Raw genomic sequence first — 19,947 nt, 5'->3', positions numbered from 1 at the left:
AAAAGACTCACGAGGGGTGACCAACTCAGCCGACTGCGCCAGCTTCCAACGCTGCGCGCCAGCCGCCGTATTCGCTGATGTCCTTACCTTGTGCGGCGGCGGAGCCGTCGCAGCCGAAGGCGGTTCGCCATGTGCCGTCGTCGAATTCGACGGACCCCAACTGCATCGGTGCGGGGAGTGCGGCGAGAAATTGGCCGAGCGCTGCGGGTGAAAGCAGCCAGCGTTCACCGGCTAACGAGACGCCGACCTCGTCGGGTGGGCATCGCGTGACCGCTGGCTTCGGGGGGACCGTATCGAGAGCGGCGAGCCGGTAGCGCGGCGCGGTGGCGAGCGGTCCGGCCCATCGGGCGCCGAGCGCGTTGAGCTGATGCTCCAACGGTTGCCCGCGCAGGTGCGCGCCGAAGACCGCAAGCTCGACGACGGATGCAGCGGCGAGTGGCCATGCGACCGAGGGTGATTCGACGCCGGCCACCAGCGCTGCGACATCGAGCGCGACCGCATCTTCGAACGCTCGCGCCAACACGGTGACGCCGAATTGGGCCTCACCTGCCGTCCCAGCGGGGACCGCAACCGCGCAGAGGTCGAACAGATTGCAGAAGTTGGTGTAGGTCCCCATGCGCGAGTTGATGCCGACGGGGTCTGCCTCGACCTCAGCTATCGTCGGGTGAAACGGTGCGGTGGGTACCAGGAGAGCGTCGACACCCGAAAGCGCGGTCATCGCATCCGCGCGCAGACGCTCCAGCGCCGCAACATCCGAAACTAACTGGTGCGCTGGTAGATCGCGGGCAGACGAGATGATTCCACCGACGGTCGGATCTACGTCGTCCGGGTGCTGGTCAACGAATTCACCGACAGCCGAATATCTTTCGGCGACGATCGCACCGTCGTACAGCAGCTTCGCGGCGGCAAGGAAAGGCGTCGGGTCGATCTCGACTATCCAGGCACCGCGTGCGATGAGGTCGTCGACCGTGCGCGCGAACGCAGCCTTCCACTCGAAATCGAGCTCGGGAAGTTCGCGAAACACGGCGACCGTCGGGGTCGGCGGCGCGGCGAGCCGAGCGTCCGCCGGCCAGGTGCGGCCAGGCGCCCCCGCGGCCATCGCACTCATCGCACGATTGGCCAAGACCAGGTCGGGCGCGAAAATCGTGGCGCAGTCGTAGCTTCGGCATGCGGGCACGATGCCCTCGGTCGAGAGCACGCCCACCGTCGGCTTGATCCCGACAATGCCTTGGAGGGCAGCTGGAATGCGGCCCGACCCGGCGGTATCGGTGCCGATCGCGATGTCGGCCTCGCCGCGCGCGACCGCGACCGCTGAGCCGGAACTCGAACCGCCCGAGATGTATTCGGGCCGCCGCGAGTCCGGAACAGGGCCGTACGGCGACCGGGTACCAACCAGTCCGGTGGCGAACTGATCGAGGTTGGTCTTGCCGACCACGACCGCTCCGGCCGCCCGCAATGCGGAAACGACAGCGGCGTCGCTGTCCGGATCGTACGAGTACGCAGGGCAGGCTGCGGTGGTCGGCAGCCCGGCGACGTCGACGTTGTCTTTGACCGCAAGCCGCAATCCCGCAAGCGGACCCGATGCCGTTGCGAGTTCGCCGGCGACCTCGTCGTCGTCCCGACGGGCGATCCAGACCGTCATGCAAGAGCCCCTTCCAACTGCCTCGTACTGGCTGACACTTCGCCTGCCTGATTCCATGCCTGCCGTTCGGCCCCGAACGCCAAAGCCTGCTGCGCCCTGAACTCCGCGATCGACGATGCCTGCGCTGCGAGGAAGGAACGGTACTCGGCGAGCGAGAACTCACCGTCGACGATCTTCACCTCGCCACTTCCGCGTGCCATGTCGGCGCGTAGGTCGAGCAGTTCTTCGGCACTCACCGGGTACCAGGAGATCCGATCGAAATAACGCAACAGCCAGGGCGTTCCCAACTCGAACGGTCCGGAACTGTTGGGGTGGTTGTGATTCCACACCTGCGTCGTCCGACCGACGAACTGGTAGCCGCCCGGACCTTCCATGCCGTAGATGCACAGGTAGGCGCCACCGATCCCGACGGCATTCTCCGGCGTCCAGGTGCGGGCTGGGTTGTATTTCGTCGTGACCAGTCGATGGCGTGGATCGATCGGCGTCGCGACGGGCGCACCCAGATACACATCACCCAGACCCAGCACCAGGTACTCCGCGTCGAAGACGGTGTCGAAAACGTCTGCGACTGTGTCGAGTCCGTTCATGCGGCGGATGAATTCGATGTTCCACGGGCACCACGGAGCGTCGGACCGAACGCCGTGCATGTAGCGGATGATCGCTTCGCGCGTCGCTGGATCGTCCCAGGACAACGGCAGATGCACGGTCCGGCTGGGGACGACGAGTTCGTCGGGTGCCGGCATCAACGCCTCGGCTTCGGCGAGGATCGCCATGACTTTCGGCACCGGCAAGACGTCGGGATCGACCCGGACCTGCAGTGACCGCACACCTGGCGTGAGCTCGACGATGCCGTCGACCTTGCGGCTGTCGAGGTGCTGATGCAATGCATGGACCTGTGCGCGAAGCCCCAAATCCAGGGTCATTGCGCCGTATTCGACGAGGACGCCGTCGTCGCCGGCACGCCGGTAGGTGACGCTGGTCTGATCGTCGACGTCGTGCCGGGCGAGAACGCCGTCGTCGCCATCGCCGCCGGAGGAGAAGACCATCGGGAGGTTCGCGCGACGCGACACACCCAGCGCCCGTGGTGATGGGGCGCGGTCCGCGCGGATGGGCACGAAGCGAACTTTGTCACCGGGGGTCAGCTGTCCGAGCTTCCAACGATCGCCAGCGACAACCGTTACCGGGCAGACGAAGCCGCCGAGACTCGGACCGTCCGGTCCTAGCAGAATCGGCGTATCGCCGGTGAAGTCCAGTGCACCAATGGAATACGCGGTGTCGTGGATGTTCGATGGATGCAGGCCGGCTTCGCCGCCGTCGGTCCGGGCCCAGTCGGGCTTGGGTCCGGACAAGCGAACGCCGGTCCGATCGGAATTGAAGTGGACCTCGTAGTCGGTACCCGTGATCGTCTCGATGTCTTTGCGAGTGAAGAACTCCGGGGCACCATGCGGACCCTCGGTCACGGCGAGTTCCCACCTGTGACTGAATACAGGCTGCTCCTCCATCGGCACGCCGACGGACCCACGCAGCCGACCGTCGTACGGACGGGTCCGCAGCACATCGCCGACGGCGAGCGCCCTGCCTTCGAACCCGCCGAACTTGCCCAGGGTGAATGTTGCTGCGCTGCCGAGATAGTCGGGTGCGTCGAAGCCGCCGCCGACCAAGACGTAGCACCGCATTCCCGGGCCGCGTACCGTGCCGATGTCGAGCACCGACCCGGCCGCGACCTCGATGGTCCGCCACTGCTCGACGATTTGCCCGTCGAGCGTGACCGTGGTGGGCGCGCCTGTGACGCAAACCCTTGTCGCCGCGGTGAAGTGCAACGCCGGCCCCGACATCGTGCCTTCGAGGCCCGCGGCGCCCTCATCGTTGCCCAACGCGCGGTTTCCGAGGCGGAAGGACAGGTCGTCCATCGGACCGGACGGCGGAACGCCGATGTGCCAGTAGCCTGTGCGTCCCGGCCAATCCTGGACCGTTGTGAGCATTCCAGGGCGAGTAACAGTGATCATCGGGAGATGACCATCCGAACCGGTGTCGGATCGAACCCGTTGCAGGGGTTGTTGATCTGCGGGCAATTGGACACGATGACCAAGGTGTTGATTTCGGCTCGCAGGCTGACCTTCTTGCCCGGGGCCGAAATGCCATCGACGATGCCGAGCGTGCCGTCGGTCTCGACGGGCACGTTCATGTACCAGTTGATGTTGGACACCAGGTCGCGCTTGCCGAGCCCCCACTTCGCCGACTCCGCGAGGAAGTTCTCCGCGCAGGCGTGTTGATGTGCCGTGTGGTGCCCGTAGCGCAAGGTGTTCGATTCCTGCGAGCACGCACCGGCGATGGTGTCGTGATTGCCGACGTCGTCGGCGATCACCGTCATCAGGGGAGTGCCGTCGTCGCAACGCAATACGCTGCCCAGTCCGAGAAAGATGTTGCGCTGCGCGGTGATCGTCGCCTGCGCGCTGTAGCGCATGGCGACATCGTCGGCGGAGTACAGCAGGCAGTCGACGGCCTGGTTGCCGTACAGATCGATGATGTCGAGCACTTCGCCTGCCCGGACGATTGCCGACCATGGTGCGCATGCTGCGACGACCTCGTCCAATACGACGTCGGTGGCAACGGCGGTCATGATGCTCCCCAGTTCTGCGCGGCTCCCCACGCCTCCTCGGTATTCTGCACGGCCCGTTGGTATTCCGGGTCGTCATTCATCAGCGTCGACAGCTCACCGGGTGCGCCCCAGGCGATCACTTCGAGGTCTGTCGTCGGCCGCTCGTCCAGCGGATGCGGCGCGTCGGTCACCAGCACGATCACCGGCAGGTGAATCAGCAGGTCGATGAACGTGCCTGCCGCCGAATTGCCGGAAGCCCGCAGCCCACCATCGGGATCGACTCGCACGCCGCGGAAGAACGAAATGGTCGGGCCGATGTCGCGCACGGTCAGCCCGTGCTTCGTTCCTCCCCGCGCCAGCAGTTCACGCGCTTGCGGCGTTGTGCCGCAAAGTGTGTCGTGGGTGCCTGCGGTGTCGGCGACGATGGTCGCAAGGACCCTGCCTTGGTCCGACAGCAACGGGTGGCCGACGCCGAGATATGCCTGCCACGGAACCTTCACCGTGTCGGCAACATTGAGTCGCTCCCAGGGTGATCCCGCGCGGAGCAGCAGTACGTGTGCACACGCGCCGCCTGCCGGGTTGCGGAGGCGAAGTCGAGTACCGCGGCCGAGCACCTTCGTCGCATAGCCCGCCGGCGGAATCACCTCGGACCACGTGATCAACGATTCGTCGATGCCGTCGGGAGTAGCGGGCTTGGGGACGGTCGCAATGGCGGCCTGGCTTCGCGCGTGCTGGCGTGCGCCGGCTGTCGAGGCGGTAGTCACGCGGCAACCTCTTCGTCGACCTTGCGCGACCGGAGGTATGCGAACACCGCGGCACCGGCGGCGAACGTCAGGAGAACGAAGAGCGGTGCGGCCCAGAGCATCCACCAACCCTTTGCGGTGGGGTCGTAGATTTCGGCGCGCGGCCACGCGAGGTTGACCACCATCGCCCCGCCCCACACGACTGCCAGCAGGTTGATCGGAACACCCAAGCGACCCAGCGTGAACAGCTTCGTGCCGTCGGTGCTCAACTCCGGCTCGCGGTTGGGCCAGCCACGCAGTCGTCGCAGCAGCAGCGGGACCGTGACGAGCAGGTACGCGAGGTAGAGCGTCACGATGCAGACGCTCGCGAGGGTGGTGAACATTGCCGCATTGCCGAGGTTGACGAGCAGCAATGCGATACCCAGTACGCCGATGACGATCGCGGGCAGCATCGGTGTGCCGAAGCGTGGGTGCACCGTCGAGAGTTGTTTGGCGAACGGCAGTTTCCCGTCACGAGCCATCGAGAACATCAGTCGCGAGCCTGCCGTTTGAATTGCCAAGGTGCAGACCGTAATCGCGACGGCAACCGTGCACAGCAGGACCGTTCCGGCCGGCGTGCTGAGCTTGCTGGTGATGACGTAGGCAAGGCCGCCGGTGGCAAGCTCACCGTCGTCGAGACTCGGCGCTGCCATCAGTGCGCCGATCAGCATCAGACCACCACCCACTGCGGAGACTGTGAGGGCCGTGAGGATGGTGCGAGGCGCGACTGCGCGTGGGTTCTTCGTCTCTTCGGAAAGCTCACCGGCAGAGTCGAATCCGACCATCACGTAGGCGGCCATCAGGCCGGACACCAGGAAGGCGGCGATATATCCACCCGGCACAGCCTGCGAGGTGTCGAACACAACGCCCGGACCGCGCTCGGCGTGGGTGAAGAACAATGCGACAACCGAAGCGACACCGATGATTTCGAGTGTGACGCCGATCGAGTTGATGCGCGACATCAGGTCGATGCCGATGCAGTTGATCGTCGTCGTGACGACCAGCAGGATCGACCCGAACACGACTGCGTTCGCTGCACCCGAGGTGGACGTGAGCGCCGGGTCGTCGCCGATGAGCTGGAAGCCGCTCCAGATCGTCGGCATGACGACCTGCAGGGCGATCGCTGCGGCAGCGGCCGTGACGATCTGCGCGATGATCATGAACCAGCCGGCGAACCAGCCGATCGTTTCCCCTGCCAGTCGACGCGACCATTGATAGATGCAACCCGAGATGGGGTAGCGAGCGGCGAGTTCGGCGAAGTTCAGCGCAACGAGCAGCTGGCCGGCGAAGACCAGTGGCCACGTCCAGAAGAACGCCGCGCCGCCGAAGGAGTAGCCGAAGCCGAAGAATTGGAAGATCGTCGTGAGGATCGAGACGAACGAGAAGCCTGCAGCGAAGGACGCGTATCGGCCCAGCTTGCGATGGAGTAGTTGCTCGTATCCGAAGTGTGCGAGGTCCGAATCGTCGGAGCTCGGTTCGGGGTTCGTCATCGGCGTCGTAGACGTCAGCGGGGGTGCACTCACGATGGTTCCTTTGTCTTCGGACTCGATTACCTGTCACCCGAAAGGTTTCCAGGTGGACGCTCCGCTGTGGTGACGGTGATGTATCCACTCGATGGCCGGATGTAACTTCTGCGTTTCGTGGATTTCTGTCAGATGACAGAAATCTCACGTCGGCACTCGGATGACATGATGGTGATCATGGTGAACCCCGGACCAGGCCGACCACGCTTGGAACAGCGTCGTCGGCCGGGCACCACGCCGCGCGCCGAAATCCTTGATGCCGCAGCCGAACTGTTCACCAACAATGGCTACGCGAACACATCGACGAGGCGTGTCGCCGACGCGGTCGGGATTCGGCAAGCGTCGCTGTACCACCACTTCGCGACGAAAGACGACATTCTGGACGCGTTGCTCGCCGACACGGTCGCCGAGCCGCTCGCATTGTCGGCAGAACTGCTGAAAGAGGCCGGCGACGCCGATGCTCGCCTGTACGCGCTGGCGTCGTTCGACACGGCGCAGTTGTGCAGCAGTCGCTGGAACCTCGGTGCCTTGTATCTACTCCCCGAGCTGCGGACCGAGCGTTTCGAGTCGTTCCGGGTCCGTCGAGACGAGCTGCGTGCGAACTACGCCTCGCTGGCGAGGCGAGTGCTGGCGCAAGGCCAAGTTTCTGTTGCCGCCGGCGTCGAATACTTACCGTTTCGACTGGTCGAGACAGTGATCAACATGCGGTCCGACGATGGCGCGTCACCCGAGCACGCGCCGCGTCTCATACCCGAAGCGGCGTTGCGGGTACTCGGCTGGTCGGGTGATATCGCCGCTGTGCAGACGGCGGCGCGGCGACTGAGCGACCGCACCTACTGAGTGGGCTCCAGCATGGGCACGAGGAACTGCCGGGCAATCGCGGCGAGTTGATCGTCGTCGTCGAGGTCGACGATGTGGCAGGGGATCGCGAGGAACGACGCGCTGATGCGCACCATCATTTCGGCGACGAGCTCGGCGTCGAGGCTGCTCGCAACGTTGCCTTCGAGTTGTTCCCGGCGAAGCTGACCGGCGAGGAATTCTCGGACAGCGGCGAGCATGCGGCCGTCGTCGCCGATCATCGAGCTGGCCAGCAGGTTCGGCTCAGCGGTAAGTAGTCCGCCGATCAAGGGGTTACCTCGAATGGCACGCAGTGAGCTGACGAAGCCCAGCACCACGCGATCGGCAGCAGTCTTGGCATCCCTGATTTCGGTGAGGAAGCGCTCGAAGTAGCGCCGGAATTCCCGCAGTATGACCTGCTCGACCAGCGCGTCTTTGCTGGCGAACCGCCGATAGACCGTGATGCGGGACATGTTCGCGCGCCGAGCCACGTCCTCCATCGACGACCGCTGGATGCCCATCCTGCAGAACTGGTCGTACGCCGCGTCGAGTAGACGCGTGCGGGTCTGGTCTGTGTCGTCAGCCTGTTCCATGGCATCGACCAAGGCGCGCTCGAGCAAAGACTTCTGCCCAGCAGATTCCACGAGCTGCTCCTGTCCCGCTCTTGTGATGGCTGTCACGCCATGCTATCTATGGTACGACGTAACTCAAGTTGTTTCATTGCATCATGCCTTACGTGGCGACGGGGAGACGAAATGAACAATCTCAGTAGGCGAAACATGTTGAAGGCAGGCGGCGCATTGGGTGTACTCGGCGCTTTTGCGGCCGCCGCGCCTGCGCGAGCGAACCCGTGGACCTGGTCGCCATCGGGGTCGGTGCTCGGATCCGGGAACGGCGCGGACCCACTGACCGTGTGGGATTCCGAAGCCGATCCACTCGTCGCCTCGCTGCTCGACCGCGGCGACGTGCCCAAGGTCAACGAACTCTTACGTACGTGGACCAAGAACGGTCAGCCGTTGCCGAACGGTCTGCCCGCGGACTTGCGGGACTTCATGGAACGGGCCCGCCAACTGCCGGACTGGGCAGATCAGGGCAAGCTCGCGAACGCATTCAGATTCACAGAGAAGCGGGGAACCTACCTCGGAGTGCTGTACGGCTTCGCCAGCGGAATGATGAGCACCGTCATCCCGAACGAGGCGCGCGCGGTCTACCACTCCAAGGGTGGCGCGTACATGAAGGACCGCATCTCCAAGACCGCCAAGCTGGGGTACGACATCGGGACGCGCAACGCCTACGCGCCCGACGGCGAAATGATCGTGACCTGTCTGAAGACTCGCCTGGTCCACGCGGGAGTGCGCCACCTGCTACCGCAATCCCCTTACTGGACAGCAGGTTCCCCCGAAAACACACCGATCAGTCAGAACGACATGATGGTCACCTGGCACAGCTTGCCCACGACCGCGATGCGAATATTGCGGAAGTGGAACGTGCCGATTGCGGCCGACGAATCCGAGGGCTTCCTGCACTCCTGGCAACTGAGCGCACACATGCTCGGTATCGAAGACCAGTACATCCCCGCCTCGTGGGATCAGGCCGAATCCCAGGCAGTGCAGGTGCTCGATCCGGTGCTCGCACCGACTCCGGAAGGCGTTGCACTCGCCGATCTCCTGCTCAACCTCGGTGCTCAGCTCGACCTCACCCTGCTGAGCAGGCCGGTTCTCGGCGCTCTGACCCGCTTTGCGCTTGGCGACCAGGTCGCCAACTGGCTCAACATCCCGAGAGAGCCCGTGTGGAGCCCGTTGCTGGAGGTCGCCTGGAATCCCTACATCGCCGTTCGCGAAGGGATTCTGCCCTTGCCGATGGCGCCGGAGGCCTACTGGACCTTCGACGAGATCCTTCGGCAATTCGTGCTGCTCTACATGTCCGAGCTGCGGCCGATCAGCATCGAAATTCCGCAGACCAACCGTCCGCGCTGATCAGCCCTGTTCTACCGCGCGCTTGATCTTGGCCAAGGTCGACTGCATGCCGTCGACGAGTTCGACCTCGAAGGACGGCTCGCCGCCGAGAACCTTGCCGATACCGATCTGCGAAACCTTCGTGGTCCCGTTGCTGACGTCTCGTCGCTCGGTCAACTTGGTCCCGGAGGCGCTGGGCGCCAACTCGAATGACCAGGTCGAGCCGTTTTCGACGACCTTGAACGCGACTGCCTTGTTCGGTTCGAAGCGGACCACCTTCGACGTGGTCGGCCAGTACTTCCAGCCCTGCTTGTTGATGTTGATGGTGCGGGTGCCTTCTTTGAGCTTGCCGAGCGGCTGCATCACTCGACACTGCGGGCTCCACTCGGGCATCCGCTTGAGGTCCGATACGACGGTCCAGACGGCCTCGGGTGCTGCGTTTATGTCGATGGTTGCTTCGAGGTTTTTCGGCACAGTGACTCCAATGTCGGTGGCAGTGTCTCGAGCCTAGTCCGCGCCAGCAGGGCCAGCCCCCACGGACCGATGACCCACACCGGCCACGGATACAGCAGGTTCCAGGTCGCGATCGACGTCGCTGCCCAAATCGCAATGCACAGCACGCCCACGCCGAGCCAGGGCAGCCAATGTGACTGCGAATAGCGCTCTCTGCGAACCGCTTTTGTGGGTGCCTCGTCGGGAAGATCTTGCATCACAGAGTCGAGTTCCGATCGCGTCGTCGCGGCATACGCGCGCGCGACGCGACTGTCGAACTCGCTGATATTCAAACGGCCCGCACCGACGTGGGCGGCCAACGAACGGGCCGTGCGTTCCCGCTCGGCATCCGAAACTCGACTGTTGTTGTCGTCTATCATTGCTCTACCTTCCACTGTGGAATGTCGGTGAATTCATCGTCAACCTTCCACAGTGGAATGTCAAGGAGGGAGTTGCCCGAGATGGATCGACCACTGAACGCCACTGCGGCGTCGCTGCTCGGTTTCTTGCATCGCGGACCGATGACGGGATGGGATCTCGTCGTCGTCGCGCAAGAATCGATCGGCGGTTTCTGGTCGCTCACGCAGAGCCAGGTCTACCGGGAACTTGCTGCGATGGAACGGGACGGTCTGATACGCGCTGAAAAAACGGGCCCGCGAGAGCGCAAACCTTTTTCGCTCACGGAGGCAGGCCGGTCCGCGTTTGCGGAATGGCTCGATCGTGAGCCGGGGCCGGAGAATATTCGCTATCCATTGCTGTTGACCATGGTGTTCGGGGAGTATCTCGCGCCCGAGCGGCTCGCGGAAATGCTCCGCGACCACCAGCAGATGCACGAACGCCAATTGGCGAGCTACTTGGAAACAGCCGCCAGTCACGAATTGGACGGAAACCGATTCGCATTGGCGACCCTTGATTTCGGTATTTACTACGAGCGCGCAGTTATCGAGTGGTTTAACAATCTTCCCGCGCGCCTCACGCGTAACACGTAATAGCGGGAGCAGTATCGGCGATGGAGAGAGCAACACCGACCGCACCAACACGGAGTGATCATTCGTGAAAATACAATCGATCCTGGGTCGCCATAGCGAGCAGTCCCTGCCACTACTGAAGTCCGCGCGCATGCGCGGCAATCCCACGACTTGGCCGAGCGAGAAGCTCGAACGCCTTCTTACGCCCAGAGAGATCGACCAGGTTCTGCACCACCGAGTGTGACGGAGCGCGGCATACTCGTTGTGTGACGGAACCCCGCACTCCCAATGAGCCAGCCACACAATTCAAGCCTGCGATTCTGAGCGTCGACGACGACCCGGGTGTATCCCGCGCCGTGGTCCGCGACCTTCGCCGCCGCTACGGCGAGAACTATCGAATCGTGCGCGCCCAATCCGGTGAAGCCGCCCTCACGGCGCTGCGTGAAATGAAGTTGCGCGGCCAGCCTGTCGCGGTGTTGCTTGCCGATTATCGGATGCCGGGCATGGACGGCATCGAGTTCCTCGAACAGGCGATGGATCTACACCCCTACGCGCGACGCGTGCTGCTGACGGCCTACGCAGACACCGACGCCGCGATCAATGCGATCAACGTCGTCGATCTCGACCACTATCTACTCAAGCCCTGGGACCCGCCGGAAGAGAAGCTGTATCCGGTGATGGACGCGCAACTCGACGCGTGGCTGTGCACCGACCAGCGGCCGATCACCGAGACGAAGGTCGTCGGGCATCGGTGGTCGGCGCGATCCTCGGAAGTGCGAGAGTTTCTGGCGCGCAACCAATTACCGTATCGCTGGTACATGTCCGACGAGCCGGAAGGGATCCGGTTGCTCGAGGCAGCTCGCGCTGACGCCGACCATCTTCCCGTCGTGATCACGGCGGGCGGGCAGCCTTTGGTCGACCCGACCGACGCAGAACTTGCCGAACACGTCGGACTGGCAACAATTCCGTCGAAAGACTTCTACGATCTGATCGTGATCGGTGGTGGCCCAGCCGGATTGGGTGCGGCCGTCTACGGTGCATCCGAGGGTTTGCGGACCGTGCTGGTCGAGCGCACGGCGACCGGCGGCCAGGCGGGGCAGAGTTCGCGGATCGAGAACTATCTCGGATTTCCCGACGGAGTGTCGGGCGGCCAACTCGCGGACCGCGCCCGCAGGCAGGCATCCAAGTTCGGCGCGGAGGTCCTCACCACTCGCGAGGTTGTCGGACTCGAAGTGAACGGTTCCGCGCGGACGGTTCGGTTCGCCGACGGCGACAGCCTTGCCGCGCACACGGTGATCGTCGCAACCGGTGTGATGTATCGACGCCATCCCGCACCGGGTATCGACGACTTCACCGGCCGCGGTGTGTTCTACGGCTCCGCGATGACGGAAGCGCCACGCTGCGCGGACGAGGACATCTACATCGTCGGTGGCGCGAACTCGGCCGGACAAGCTGCCGTCTATCTCTCGCGAAGCGCACGCTCGGTGACGATCGTGGTACGAGCACCTTCGTTGGAAGATTCGATGTCGCACTATCTGATTCAACAGCTCGAGCAGATCGACAACGTCCGTGTTCGCTCGTGCTCGGAGGTCGTCGGGGTCGAAGGTGCCGATCATCTGGAGCGGATCACCCTTCGGGACAACAATTCCGGAACCGAAGAAATAGTCGACGCGCAATGGTTGTTCTTGTTCATCGGTGCTGCCCCCGGAACGGAGTGGCTCGATGGCGTCATCGAAAGGGATTCGCGCGGATTCGTCCTCGCCGGCTCCGACCTGTTGGTCGGGCGCTCCCGACCGCCGGGTTGGTCGCTCGATCGGCCGCCACACCACCTGGAAACGAGTGTCCCAGGGGTTTTCGTCGCAGGAGATGTGCATGCGGACTCCGCGAAACGCGTCGCATCCGCGGTCGGCGAAGGAGCAATGGCAGTCATGCTCGTCCACAAGTATTTGGCAAAGCCGTAAAGGAAGCTGCCATGAGTGAACTCGCTTGTAACCCTGAAGAATTACGAACGCTGTTCCTGTTCGAGAAACTCGACGACGAACAACTCGCGTGGCTCTGCCGCGACGGCAGGATCGAACTGTTCGAGCCGGGCCCGGTGTTTCGTGAGGGCGATACCGCGACCTGCTTCTACGTGATGATCGAGGGTGAGATCACGCTCACGAAGCTTTCCGGCGGCGAAGAGATCGAGACCGTACGCACGAGTCATCGAGGCTCGTACTCCGGCGCGTGGGGTGCCTATCTGGGCGATCGGGTGGAGCAGAAGTACGCCGCGTCCATGTACGTCATCAAGCCGACGCGCTTCTACGTGCTGGACGCGCAGATTTTCGCGCAGATGATGCAGGAATGGTTCCCGATGGCGGTCCACCTACTCGAGGGCATCTTCTTCGGCAACAGGAACTCGCGCCAGATCATCGACCAGCGAGAGCGGCTACTCGCGCTCGGCCAGCTGTCCGCCGGCTTGACCCACGAGTTGAACAACCCCGCCGCAGCTGCGGTCCGCGCTACGTCGTCGCTCCGGGAACGTGTCGCAGGTATGCGGCACAAACTCGGCCTGCTGTCGAAGGGCAAATTCTCGACCGAGACGTTGGACGTGCTGATGCGTATTCAGGAGGAGGCCGCCGAGATGGTTGCCAAGGCTCCGACGATGACGCCGATGGAGGAAGCCGACCGCGAAGACGAACTAGGCGAATGGTTCGAAGAGCAGGGCATTGCCGGCGGCTGGGACCTCGCCCCGAATTTCGTGCAGGCTGGGATCGACAGCGACTGGCTCGAACGAGTCCGAGGATCGGTCGAAATCGAGACGACGGGATTGCTCGAAGGCGCTGTCCGGTGGCTGAACTACACCATCGAGACCGAATTGCTGATGAACGAGATCGCCGATTCGACGAAACGGATTTCGGAGCTCGTCGGCGCCGCGAAGCAGTATTCGCAAATGGACCGCGCGCCGTTCCAGGTGGTCGACGTGCACGAGTTGCTCGACAGCACGCTCGTGATGCTTGCCCGCAAGATCGGCGATGACATCAAGATCGTCAAGGACTACGACCGCAGTTTGCCCTTGCTGCCGTGCTACTCCGCCGAGCTGAATCAGGTGTGGACCAATTTGATCGACAACGCCGTCGGTGCAATGGGCGGTGTAGGCACCTTGACTGTGCGCACCTACAAGGAAAACGACTGTGTCGCAGTCGAAATCGTCGATACCGGGCCGGGCGTGCCCGATGAGATCAAGAATCGGATCTTCGAGCCGTTCTTCACCACCAAGCCGGTCGGTGAAGGGACGGGCCTCGGCCTGGACATCTCGTTCCGCATTGTCGTCAAGAAGCACCACGGCGATATCAGAGTCGAATCAGAGCCCGGCAATACGCGATTCATCGTGCGCCTGCCGTTGACCGCACCCGAAGGAGAGACTGATGCAGGGGATTGATCCAGCGGTGCCGCCGAGCGGTCCGGGCTGTGTGGATTGCGACGAAGCAGGCGGATGGTGGGTGCACCTTCGGCGCTGTGCCCAATGTGGTCACGTCGGCTGTTGCGACACTTCACCCGAGCAACACGCGACGAAGCATGCCGCGACCAGTGGGCATCCCTTCGTACAGAGCTACGAGCCCGGGGAGAACTGGTTCTGGAACTACGAGACCAACAAGATGTACGAGGGTCCCGAACTAGTCGGTCCGGCGCACCATCCGGTAGATCAGACAGCCCCTGGTCCGGCGGAGCGCGTACCGAGCGACTGGCGCAGCCACATCCACTGAGCTTTACACAGATTGTTGGGGCGTCCGCACGTCCCAGACCCATACGTCGTCGACGGGACGGCCTGGTTCGCCGAGCAATAGTTGGACAGTCAGCCGGATCGCGTCCTGATTCTGGGTATGGGGCAGGACCACCACGTCGGCGCGCCAGAACCGGAGATCATCGGCGGCGTCCGCGCGGATCGCGTCATCGATCGGCGGGACCGTTCCGGTCCGTTGCACCTTGGCGAGTAGATCGGCGGTAGGGCGGGGAAGCGGTCCGTAATTGCCCTTGTTGTGACCCGTGCCGGTCGGGCCGACGAAATAGCCGCCCGCGATCGAGAAGCCGAAGTCGCTAGCGCCCTGCCATCTCAGCGCGCGTGCGTCTTGCGGATTGGGGATCGGCACAACGACGACCGAGCCGTCGGTGACGTAGCTCTGCCAGGCGCCGTCGGTGAAGAATTCGGGGGTTTCGCCGCGGTCGACGATCGGCAGCGGTGTCGGTGCGAGCGGGACCAGCGCGATCAGCAACGCGCCGAACCAGAACACCTGCGTGGCGCGCGAGGCCAGCGCCCGCTGGGTCGCGACCGCGAGCATGATCGCGATCGCGGGTATCGCCGCCAGGATGAACCGCGTCTCGAGCAGCGATTCGAGCAGCGGCAGGTGCGCAACGTACTGCCACGGCATCGTGATGCCCGTGTGCTCGCCGCCGATCACAAGTTCCGATCCGAGTGACAGCACGATCATTGCCACCAACGTCACCGTCGCCGCGCGAACAAGCCGGTCTCGCCACAGCCACACCGCAACGATCGCAACGACGCCGAGCAGTGGCCAGCCGAGGTACGCGTTCTGTTCGGTCGGGTTGATAGCGACGTTCTGGCCGGGAGCGAACCACCCACCCAGCGACTCGGACGGGAACTGGAAGAGCGATTTGACGTCGTTGCTCGAGCGGCTGTGGTCGACAGCGCCGTAGCTCTGCGGACCGAAGAATTGGTACCAGAGCGCGATCCCGGTCAGCGCGAACGCGGTCACAGCTGCGACGGCGAGCGGCCGGACCATTGTTGCGAATCGGGCGAGCCCGTCTCGCGGTGTGTGGAGTGCGTAGACGAGCACGAAGAGCGGGAATCCGAAGGCGAAGATGAGCAGCGGTTCCTCGCCGAGGCCGATCTGGACTGCGAGGAGAAATCCCAGCACAAGTCCGTCACGCACCCATCGGCCGTCGGTGGACAGTCGCAGGATTGCCGCGATGATCAGCGGGAAGAGGAAAAGGCAGACGAAGTTGGGATGCGCGTTCGCATGCGAGATCATCGCCGGCGCGAAGCCGCAGACAAGTCCGCCCACCGCGGCGGCGAGGCGGGAATCGACGACGTATCGCGACAACAGCCAGTACCAGGCGAATGCCGTCCCACAGAGTCCGAGAGTGAGGACCGTGACGAACGTAGCGGTCGGGCCGAAGAGGAGTGTGACCGGTGCAAACGGGATGCTCACGCTGAACATGGCGGTGTTGGCCATCATGTTCACGCCGAGCGGCTGGTTCTGCAGCGTTGTACCCAGCGGGTTCTCGAAGTTCGCGACCGAATGCGCTGCGACAGCGAAGAACCACTCCCACATGGTCTGGTCCTGACCGCTCTTGACCAGGTAGCCGTTGTCGAGATTGCGCCACTGCCGGTGCAGTACGAACACGGCCAGCGTCAGGAATGTGAGGGCAACCAGCGCGTCTGCGCGTGACCATCGGGCTCGGATCCGCTGCCACCAGCTTCGGGACGTTTCGACGCCCGCCCGTGTGGGCGGTCTTTCGAGCAGAGGTCCCGCGATGCTGGTTGGGGTCATCTCCTACTTTCCCGGACGTATCGATTCGTGGCCAGCGGTCCACGGTACAGGTCGTTCCTGGCAATTCCCCAAGATGTCGGTGACCGGCGGTATTCTGTCCGGAATGTCCCATCAAGTCCTGGCTGTCGCTTTTGCGCTGATAGCGGCGCTGTGTATCGCCGTGGGCGCGGTAGTTCGGCAACGTGCCGCCGCGAAGATTCCCGACGACGATCTCGGTGCACTCGGTGCCGTCGGTTCACTCACTCGTTCGCCCATCTGGTGGTTCGGCACGATCGTCGGCGTCTTCGGCTACGTGTTCCAGGCTGCAGCGCTCGGCAAGGGGTCGATCCTGCTGGTTCAGCCTCTGCTGGTCACGTCGCTGCTGTTCGCCTTGCTGCTCGGTGTGTTGTCCGGCCAACGCCGGATCAGCGTCGCCGAGTGGGGGTGGGCGGCCGCGCTCACGACGTCGGTCGCGATGTTGGTCGTGCTGGGGGACCCGAAGCCAGGGCGCGAACACGCCGAAGCCGAGCACTGGGCGATCATCGGGGCCGTCGGGTTGCCGGTCGTCGCGTTCTGCTTGCTGATCGCGCGGCGCAACCCGGGTCCGCGGCGGGCGTTGCTTCTCGGTGTCATCGCAGGCGCCTTGTTCGGCGTCGCCGCCGTGCTGACCAAGGGCGTCGTTGCACATGCCGGTGGTGGGCTGGGCGCGCTGTTCACGTCGGGGGAGACCTACGCCCTCGTCGTCGTCGGCCTCACCGCGACGGTGATGCAGCAGAACGCGTATCAGGCAGGTTCGCTACAGGCTTCGCTGCCCGCATCGACCGTTGCCGAGCCCGTCGTTGCCACCACGCTGGGATTCCTCGTGCTCGGCGAATACCTCGGTGCCGGCGCCGCCGTGTCCGCGATCCTCATCATCGCCGTGATCGTGATGGTCGCCGCCACGATTGCCATGGCACGCGATTCCGTCGAGGTGGACCCGGTCCCGACCTTGCACTCGCCACACCCGAGTGCTAAAAAGGCAGTTGGCACTCTCGAACCGTGAGTGCCAGGTCGGGACCGGTGAGGTCGGGCAATTGACACGCCCGAGCGTCCGTCGCGGGCACCGCGCCTGGCCAGCAGCTTGTATGGGACGACCCCAAGAGGCTCGTCCTGCGTGTCAACCTCAATGTTCCGGAGGATCACTTCGCAATGGCCAAGATCATCGCGTTCGACGAAGAGGCCCGTCGCGGCCTCGAGCGGGGACTCAATGCCCTCGCCGACGCAGTCAAGGTGACGTTGGGCCCCAAGGGTCGCAACGTCGTTCTGGAGAAGAAGTGGGGCGCCCCCACGATCACCAACGATGGTGTTTCCATCGCCAAGGAGATCGAGCTGGACGACCCTTACGAGAAGATCGGTGCCGAGCTCGTCAAAGAGGTCGCCAAGAAGACCGACGACGTCGCAGGTGACGGCACCACCACCGCTACCGTTCTCGCCCAGGCGCTGGTTCGCGAAGGCCTGCGCAACGTCGCAGCCGGCGCCAACCCGCTCGGCCTGAAGCGCGGCATCGAGAAGGCCGTCGAGGCCGTCACGGCTCGCCTGCTTCGCGACGCCGTCGAGGTCGAGACCAAGGAACAAATCGCCGCCACTGCTGGCATTTCCGCAGGCGACCCGTCCATCGGCGAGCTCATCGCCGAGGCCATGGACAAGGTCGGCAAGGAAGGCGTCATCACGGTCGAGGAGTCCAACACCTTCGGCCTGCAGCTCGAGCTCACCGAGGGCATGCGCTTCGACAAGGGCTACATCTCGGGCTACTTCGCCACCGACGCCGAGCGTCAGGAAGCCGTCCTGGAGGATCCCTACATCCTCCTCGTCAGCTCCAAGGTGTCGACGGTCAAGGACCTGCTTCCGTTGCTGGAGAAGGTCATCCAGGCCGGCAAGCCGCTCCTGATCATCGCCGAAGATGTCGAGGGCGAAGCGCTGTCGACCCTCGTCGTCAACAAGATCCGTGGCACCTTCAAGTCCGTCGCCGTCAAGGCGCCTGGCTTCGGTGACCGTCGCAAGGCGCAGCTCGCCGACATCGCCATCCTCACCGGTGGCGAGGTCATCAGCGAAGAGGTCGGCCTCTCGCTGGAGACCGCAGGCATCGAGCTCCTCGGACAGGCGCGCAAGGTTGTCGTCACCAAGGACGAGACCACGATCGTCGAAGGCGCCGGCGATGCCGAAGCCATCAAGGGTCGCGTCGCGCAGATCCGCGCCGAGATCGAGAACAGCGACTCGGACTACGACCGCGAGAAGCTGCAGGAGCGCCTGGCCAAGCTGGCCGGCGGCGTTGCAGTCATCAAGGCGGGCGCAGCCACCGAGGTCGAGCTGAAGGAGCGCAAGCACCGCATCGAAGATGCCGTGCGTAACGCCAAGGCAGCCGTCGAAGAGGGCATCGTCGCCGGTGGTGGCGTGGCCCTGCTGCAGGCAGCGCCTGCTCTCGACGACCTCAAGCTCGTCGGCGACGAGGCAACGGGCGCGAACATCGTGCGCGTAGCCCTCGAAGCACCGCTGAAGCAGATCGCCTACAACGCGGGCCTCGAGCCTGGCGTCGTAGCCGAGAAGGTTCGCGGTCTCCCCGCAGGTCACGGCCTCAACGCCGACACCAACGAGTACGAGGACCTGCTCAAGGCCGGCATCAACGACCCGGTCAAGGTCACCCGCTCGGCACTGCAGAACGCAGCGTCGATCGCGGCTCTGTTCCTGACGACCGAAGCCGTTGTCGCCGACAAGCCGGAGAAGGCCGGAGCGCCCGCGGGCGACCCGACCGGCGGCATGGGCGGTATGGACTTCTAAGTCCACCCCAGTACGACAAAAGGGTCGGTCTGCCGTTGGGCAGGCCGGCCCTTTTCTTGGCTCTGGTCCGTATGGATCTCTATTTCGCCGTATCTTTCGAGCGTCCTTGACAAACATGAAGACTGCTATATCTATTCATACCGGGCATTGGGTATGGTTTTGGGTGTGACGCACGTATCAGTCGGCCGCACCTATGCGGGCCTCCCGATCGAAGACCGACAAAGGCAGCGCCGAGAGCGTTTCCTCGAGTCGGGTCTGACCGTGTTTTCGCGCGACGGCTATTCGAACAGTTCGGTCGGTGCAATCTGCAAAGCTGCCGGACTGTCTTCGAGGCAGTTCTACGAAGAGTTCGCCGGGCGTGAAGCGCTGCTCATCGAGCTGTTCGACACGATCGAGGCAGACTCGCGACAGGCGGTCGCGATGGCACTTGCGGCAACCGCGAACGACGGCGTCACGCGCATGGTCGAGGCGTGCACGCGTGCCTACATCAGGTCAATTGGTACGGACCCTCGGCGAGCCAAGGTCGCGATCGTCGAGGCCGTCGGAGCAAGTCCGAGGGTCGAGCAGTATCGGCTCCAGCAGCGCAAGATCTGGAGCGGATTGATTGCCCACGCCGCCGAGGATGCCGCCACTCATGGCGAAATTCCGGCAGGCGACTACGAGATGCGGGTGAGTGCGCTGCTGGGCGCGGTCAACTACGTCCTGTACGACTGGAGCATGGCCGATCCGCGCCCGTCACTGGAAGACGTGATCAGGGTCCTGACGCGGACCCTGATCGGCGCGATCGGCGCAACTACCTGACCG

The 19,947-nt window shown here is 63.9% G+C and carries 18 protein-coding genes; 9 read left to right on the top strand and 9 right to left on the bottom strand.

Going from position 1 to position 19,947, the window contains the following annotated elements; genetic code table 11:
* Nucleotides 1-25: 25 nt before the first annotated feature.
* The 5 genes from atzF to FGL95_RS23935 are packed head-to-tail and all read right to left on the bottom strand — an operon-like array spanning nucleotide 26 to nucleotide 6,513.
* On the bottom strand, nucleotides 26-1,642 hold the full coding sequence (gene atzF / locus FGL95_RS23955; protein ID WP_240963252.1) for an allophanate hydrolase: 1,617 nt from the start codon (nucleotides 1,640-1,642) through the stop codon (nucleotides 26-28).
* Nucleotides 1,639-3,648, bottom strand: a complete 2,010-nt coding sequence (locus FGL95_RS23950; RefSeq protein WP_169591689.1) for a 5-oxoprolinase/urea amidolyase family protein — start codon at nucleotides 3,646-3,648, stop codon at nucleotides 1,639-1,641. The genes atzF and FGL95_RS23950 overlap by 4 nt, the downstream gene beginning before the upstream one ends.
* Nucleotides 3,645-4,262, bottom strand: coding sequence for an urea amidolyase associated protein UAAP2 (locus FGL95_RS23945; protein WP_169591686.1), 618 nt, complete (start codon nucleotides 4,260-4,262; stop codon nucleotides 3,645-3,647). Before FGL95_RS23945 ends, FGL95_RS23950 begins: the two co-directional genes overlap by 4 nt.
* Nucleotides 4,259-5,005, bottom strand: a complete 747-nt coding sequence (locus FGL95_RS23940; RefSeq protein ID WP_169591683.1) for a DUF1989 domain-containing protein — start codon at nucleotides 5,003-5,005, stop codon at nucleotides 4,259-4,261. The genes FGL95_RS23945 and FGL95_RS23940 overlap by 4 nt, the downstream gene beginning before the upstream one ends.
* Nucleotides 5,002-6,513 (bottom strand): amino acid permease, encoded by a 1,512-nt coding sequence (locus tag FGL95_RS23935; RefSeq protein WP_206072277.1) that lies wholly within the window; start codon nucleotides 6,511-6,513, stop codon nucleotides 5,002-5,004. Before FGL95_RS23935 ends, FGL95_RS23940 begins: the two co-directional genes overlap by 4 nt.
* A gap of 210 nt (nucleotides 6,514-6,723) precedes the next feature.
* On the opposite strand from FGL95_RS23935, the gene FGL95_RS23930 reads away from it, so the two are divergent.
* Nucleotides 6,724-7,386, top strand: a complete 663-nt coding sequence (locus FGL95_RS23930) for a TetR/AcrR family transcriptional regulator (RefSeq protein ID WP_169592035.1) — start codon at nucleotides 6,724-6,726, stop codon at nucleotides 7,384-7,386.
* Here FGL95_RS23930 and FGL95_RS23925 read toward each other — a convergent pair.
* Nucleotides 7,380-7,976 carry a TetR/AcrR family transcriptional regulator gene (locus tag FGL95_RS23925; protein WP_169592037.1) on the bottom strand — a complete coding sequence of 199 codons (597 nt, stop codon included), beginning with the start codon at nucleotides 7,974-7,976 and terminating at the stop codon, nucleotides 7,380-7,382. The two genes, FGL95_RS23930 and FGL95_RS23925, sit on opposite strands and share 7 nt — an antisense overlap.
* Before the next feature lie 162 nt (nucleotides 7,977-8,138).
* Here FGL95_RS23925 and FGL95_RS23920 point away from each other — a divergent pair, with 162 nt between their 5' ends.
* Nucleotides 8,139-9,359 carry an oxygenase MpaB family protein gene (locus FGL95_RS23920; RefSeq protein WP_169591681.1) on the top strand — a complete coding sequence of 407 codons (1,221 nt, stop codon included), beginning with the start codon at nucleotides 8,139-8,141 and terminating at the stop codon, nucleotides 9,357-9,359.
* Here FGL95_RS23920 and FGL95_RS23915 read toward each other — a convergent pair whose 3' ends face one another.
* Both FGL95_RS23915 and FGL95_RS23910 read right to left on the bottom strand, forming a co-directional pair.
* Nucleotides 9,360-9,812: an SRPBCC family protein gene (locus tag FGL95_RS23915; RefSeq protein ID WP_169591678.1), complete on the bottom strand. Its 453-nt coding sequence runs from the start codon at nucleotides 9,810-9,812 to the stop codon at nucleotides 9,360-9,362.
* Complete coding sequence (locus tag FGL95_RS23910; RefSeq protein ID WP_169591675.1) at nucleotides 9,779-10,210, bottom strand: DUF1707 SHOCT-like domain-containing protein; 432 nt, start codon at nucleotides 10,208-10,210, stop codon at nucleotides 9,779-9,781. The genes FGL95_RS23915 and FGL95_RS23910 overlap by 34 nt, the downstream gene beginning before the upstream one ends.
* 81 nt (nucleotides 10,211-10,291) lie before the next feature.
* Here FGL95_RS23910 and FGL95_RS23905 point away from each other — a divergent pair, with 81 nt between their 5' ends.
* The 4 genes from FGL95_RS23905 (at nucleotide 10,292) to FGL95_RS23890 (ending at nucleotide 14,544) form a co-directional block, all read left to right on the top strand.
* Nucleotides 10,292-10,819, top strand: a complete 528-nt coding sequence (locus tag FGL95_RS23905) for a PadR family transcriptional regulator (protein ID WP_169591673.1) — start codon at nucleotides 10,292-10,294, stop codon at nucleotides 10,817-10,819.
* 245 nt (nucleotides 10,820-11,064) lie between these two features.
* Entirely contained in the window at nucleotides 11,065-12,759 is a 1,695-nt protein-coding gene (locus FGL95_RS23900) for an FAD-dependent oxidoreductase (RefSeq protein ID WP_169591669.1), read from the top strand.
* 11 nt (nucleotides 12,760-12,770) lie between these two features.
* Complete coding sequence (locus tag FGL95_RS23895) at nucleotides 12,771-14,219, top strand: ATP-binding protein (RefSeq protein ID WP_169591666.1); 1,449 nt, start codon at nucleotides 12,771-12,773, stop codon at nucleotides 14,217-14,219.
* Nucleotides 14,206-14,544 (top strand): UBP-type zinc finger domain-containing protein, encoded by a 339-nt coding sequence (locus FGL95_RS23890; RefSeq protein WP_169591664.1) that lies wholly within the window; start codon nucleotides 14,206-14,208, stop codon nucleotides 14,542-14,544. The genes FGL95_RS23895 and FGL95_RS23890 overlap by 14 nt, the downstream gene beginning before the upstream one ends.
* A 3-nt stretch (nucleotides 14,545-14,547) precedes the next feature.
* On the opposite strand, the gene FGL95_RS23885 is transcribed toward FGL95_RS23890, so the two are convergent.
* The gene (locus FGL95_RS23885; protein ID WP_169591661.1) at nucleotides 14,548-16,350 is read right to left on the bottom strand and encodes a glycosyltransferase family protein; all 1,803 of its coding nucleotides are present in this window, start codon (nucleotides 16,348-16,350) and stop codon (nucleotides 14,548-14,550) included.
* Between FGL95_RS23885 and FGL95_RS23880 the strand changes: the two genes are divergently transcribed.
* From FGL95_RS23880 to FGL95_RS23870, 3 genes are all read left to right on the top strand, one after another.
* A complete protein-coding gene (locus FGL95_RS23880; RefSeq protein ID WP_240963251.1) occupies nucleotides 16,334-17,371 on the top strand; it encodes a DMT family transporter in 1,038 nt (345 codons plus the stop codon). The genes FGL95_RS23885 and FGL95_RS23880 overlap by 17 nt on opposite strands.
* A 146-nt stretch (nucleotides 17,372-17,517) precedes the next feature.
* Nucleotides 17,518-19,143 carry a chaperonin GroEL gene (gene groL / locus FGL95_RS23875; protein WP_169591658.1) on the top strand — a complete coding sequence of 542 codons (1,626 nt, stop codon included), beginning with the start codon at nucleotides 17,518-17,520 and terminating at the stop codon, nucleotides 19,141-19,143.
* 165 nt (nucleotides 19,144-19,308) lie between these two features.
* Nucleotides 19,309-19,944 carry a TetR/AcrR family transcriptional regulator gene (locus FGL95_RS23870; protein WP_338080002.1) on the top strand — a complete coding sequence of 212 codons (636 nt, stop codon included), beginning with the start codon at nucleotides 19,309-19,311 and terminating at the stop codon, nucleotides 19,942-19,944.
* The last annotated feature ends 3 nt before the right edge of the window (nucleotides 19,945-19,947 follow it).

It is taken from the genome of Antrihabitans stalactiti, assembly GCF_012932915.1.
In the GTDB taxonomy this organism is placed as follows: Bacteria; Actinomycetota; Actinomycetes; order Mycobacteriales; family Mycobacteriaceae; genus Antrihabitans; species Antrihabitans stalactiti.
Note: the sequence above shows the minus strand (reverse complement) of the source record. Positions and strands in the feature narration are given on the sequence as shown.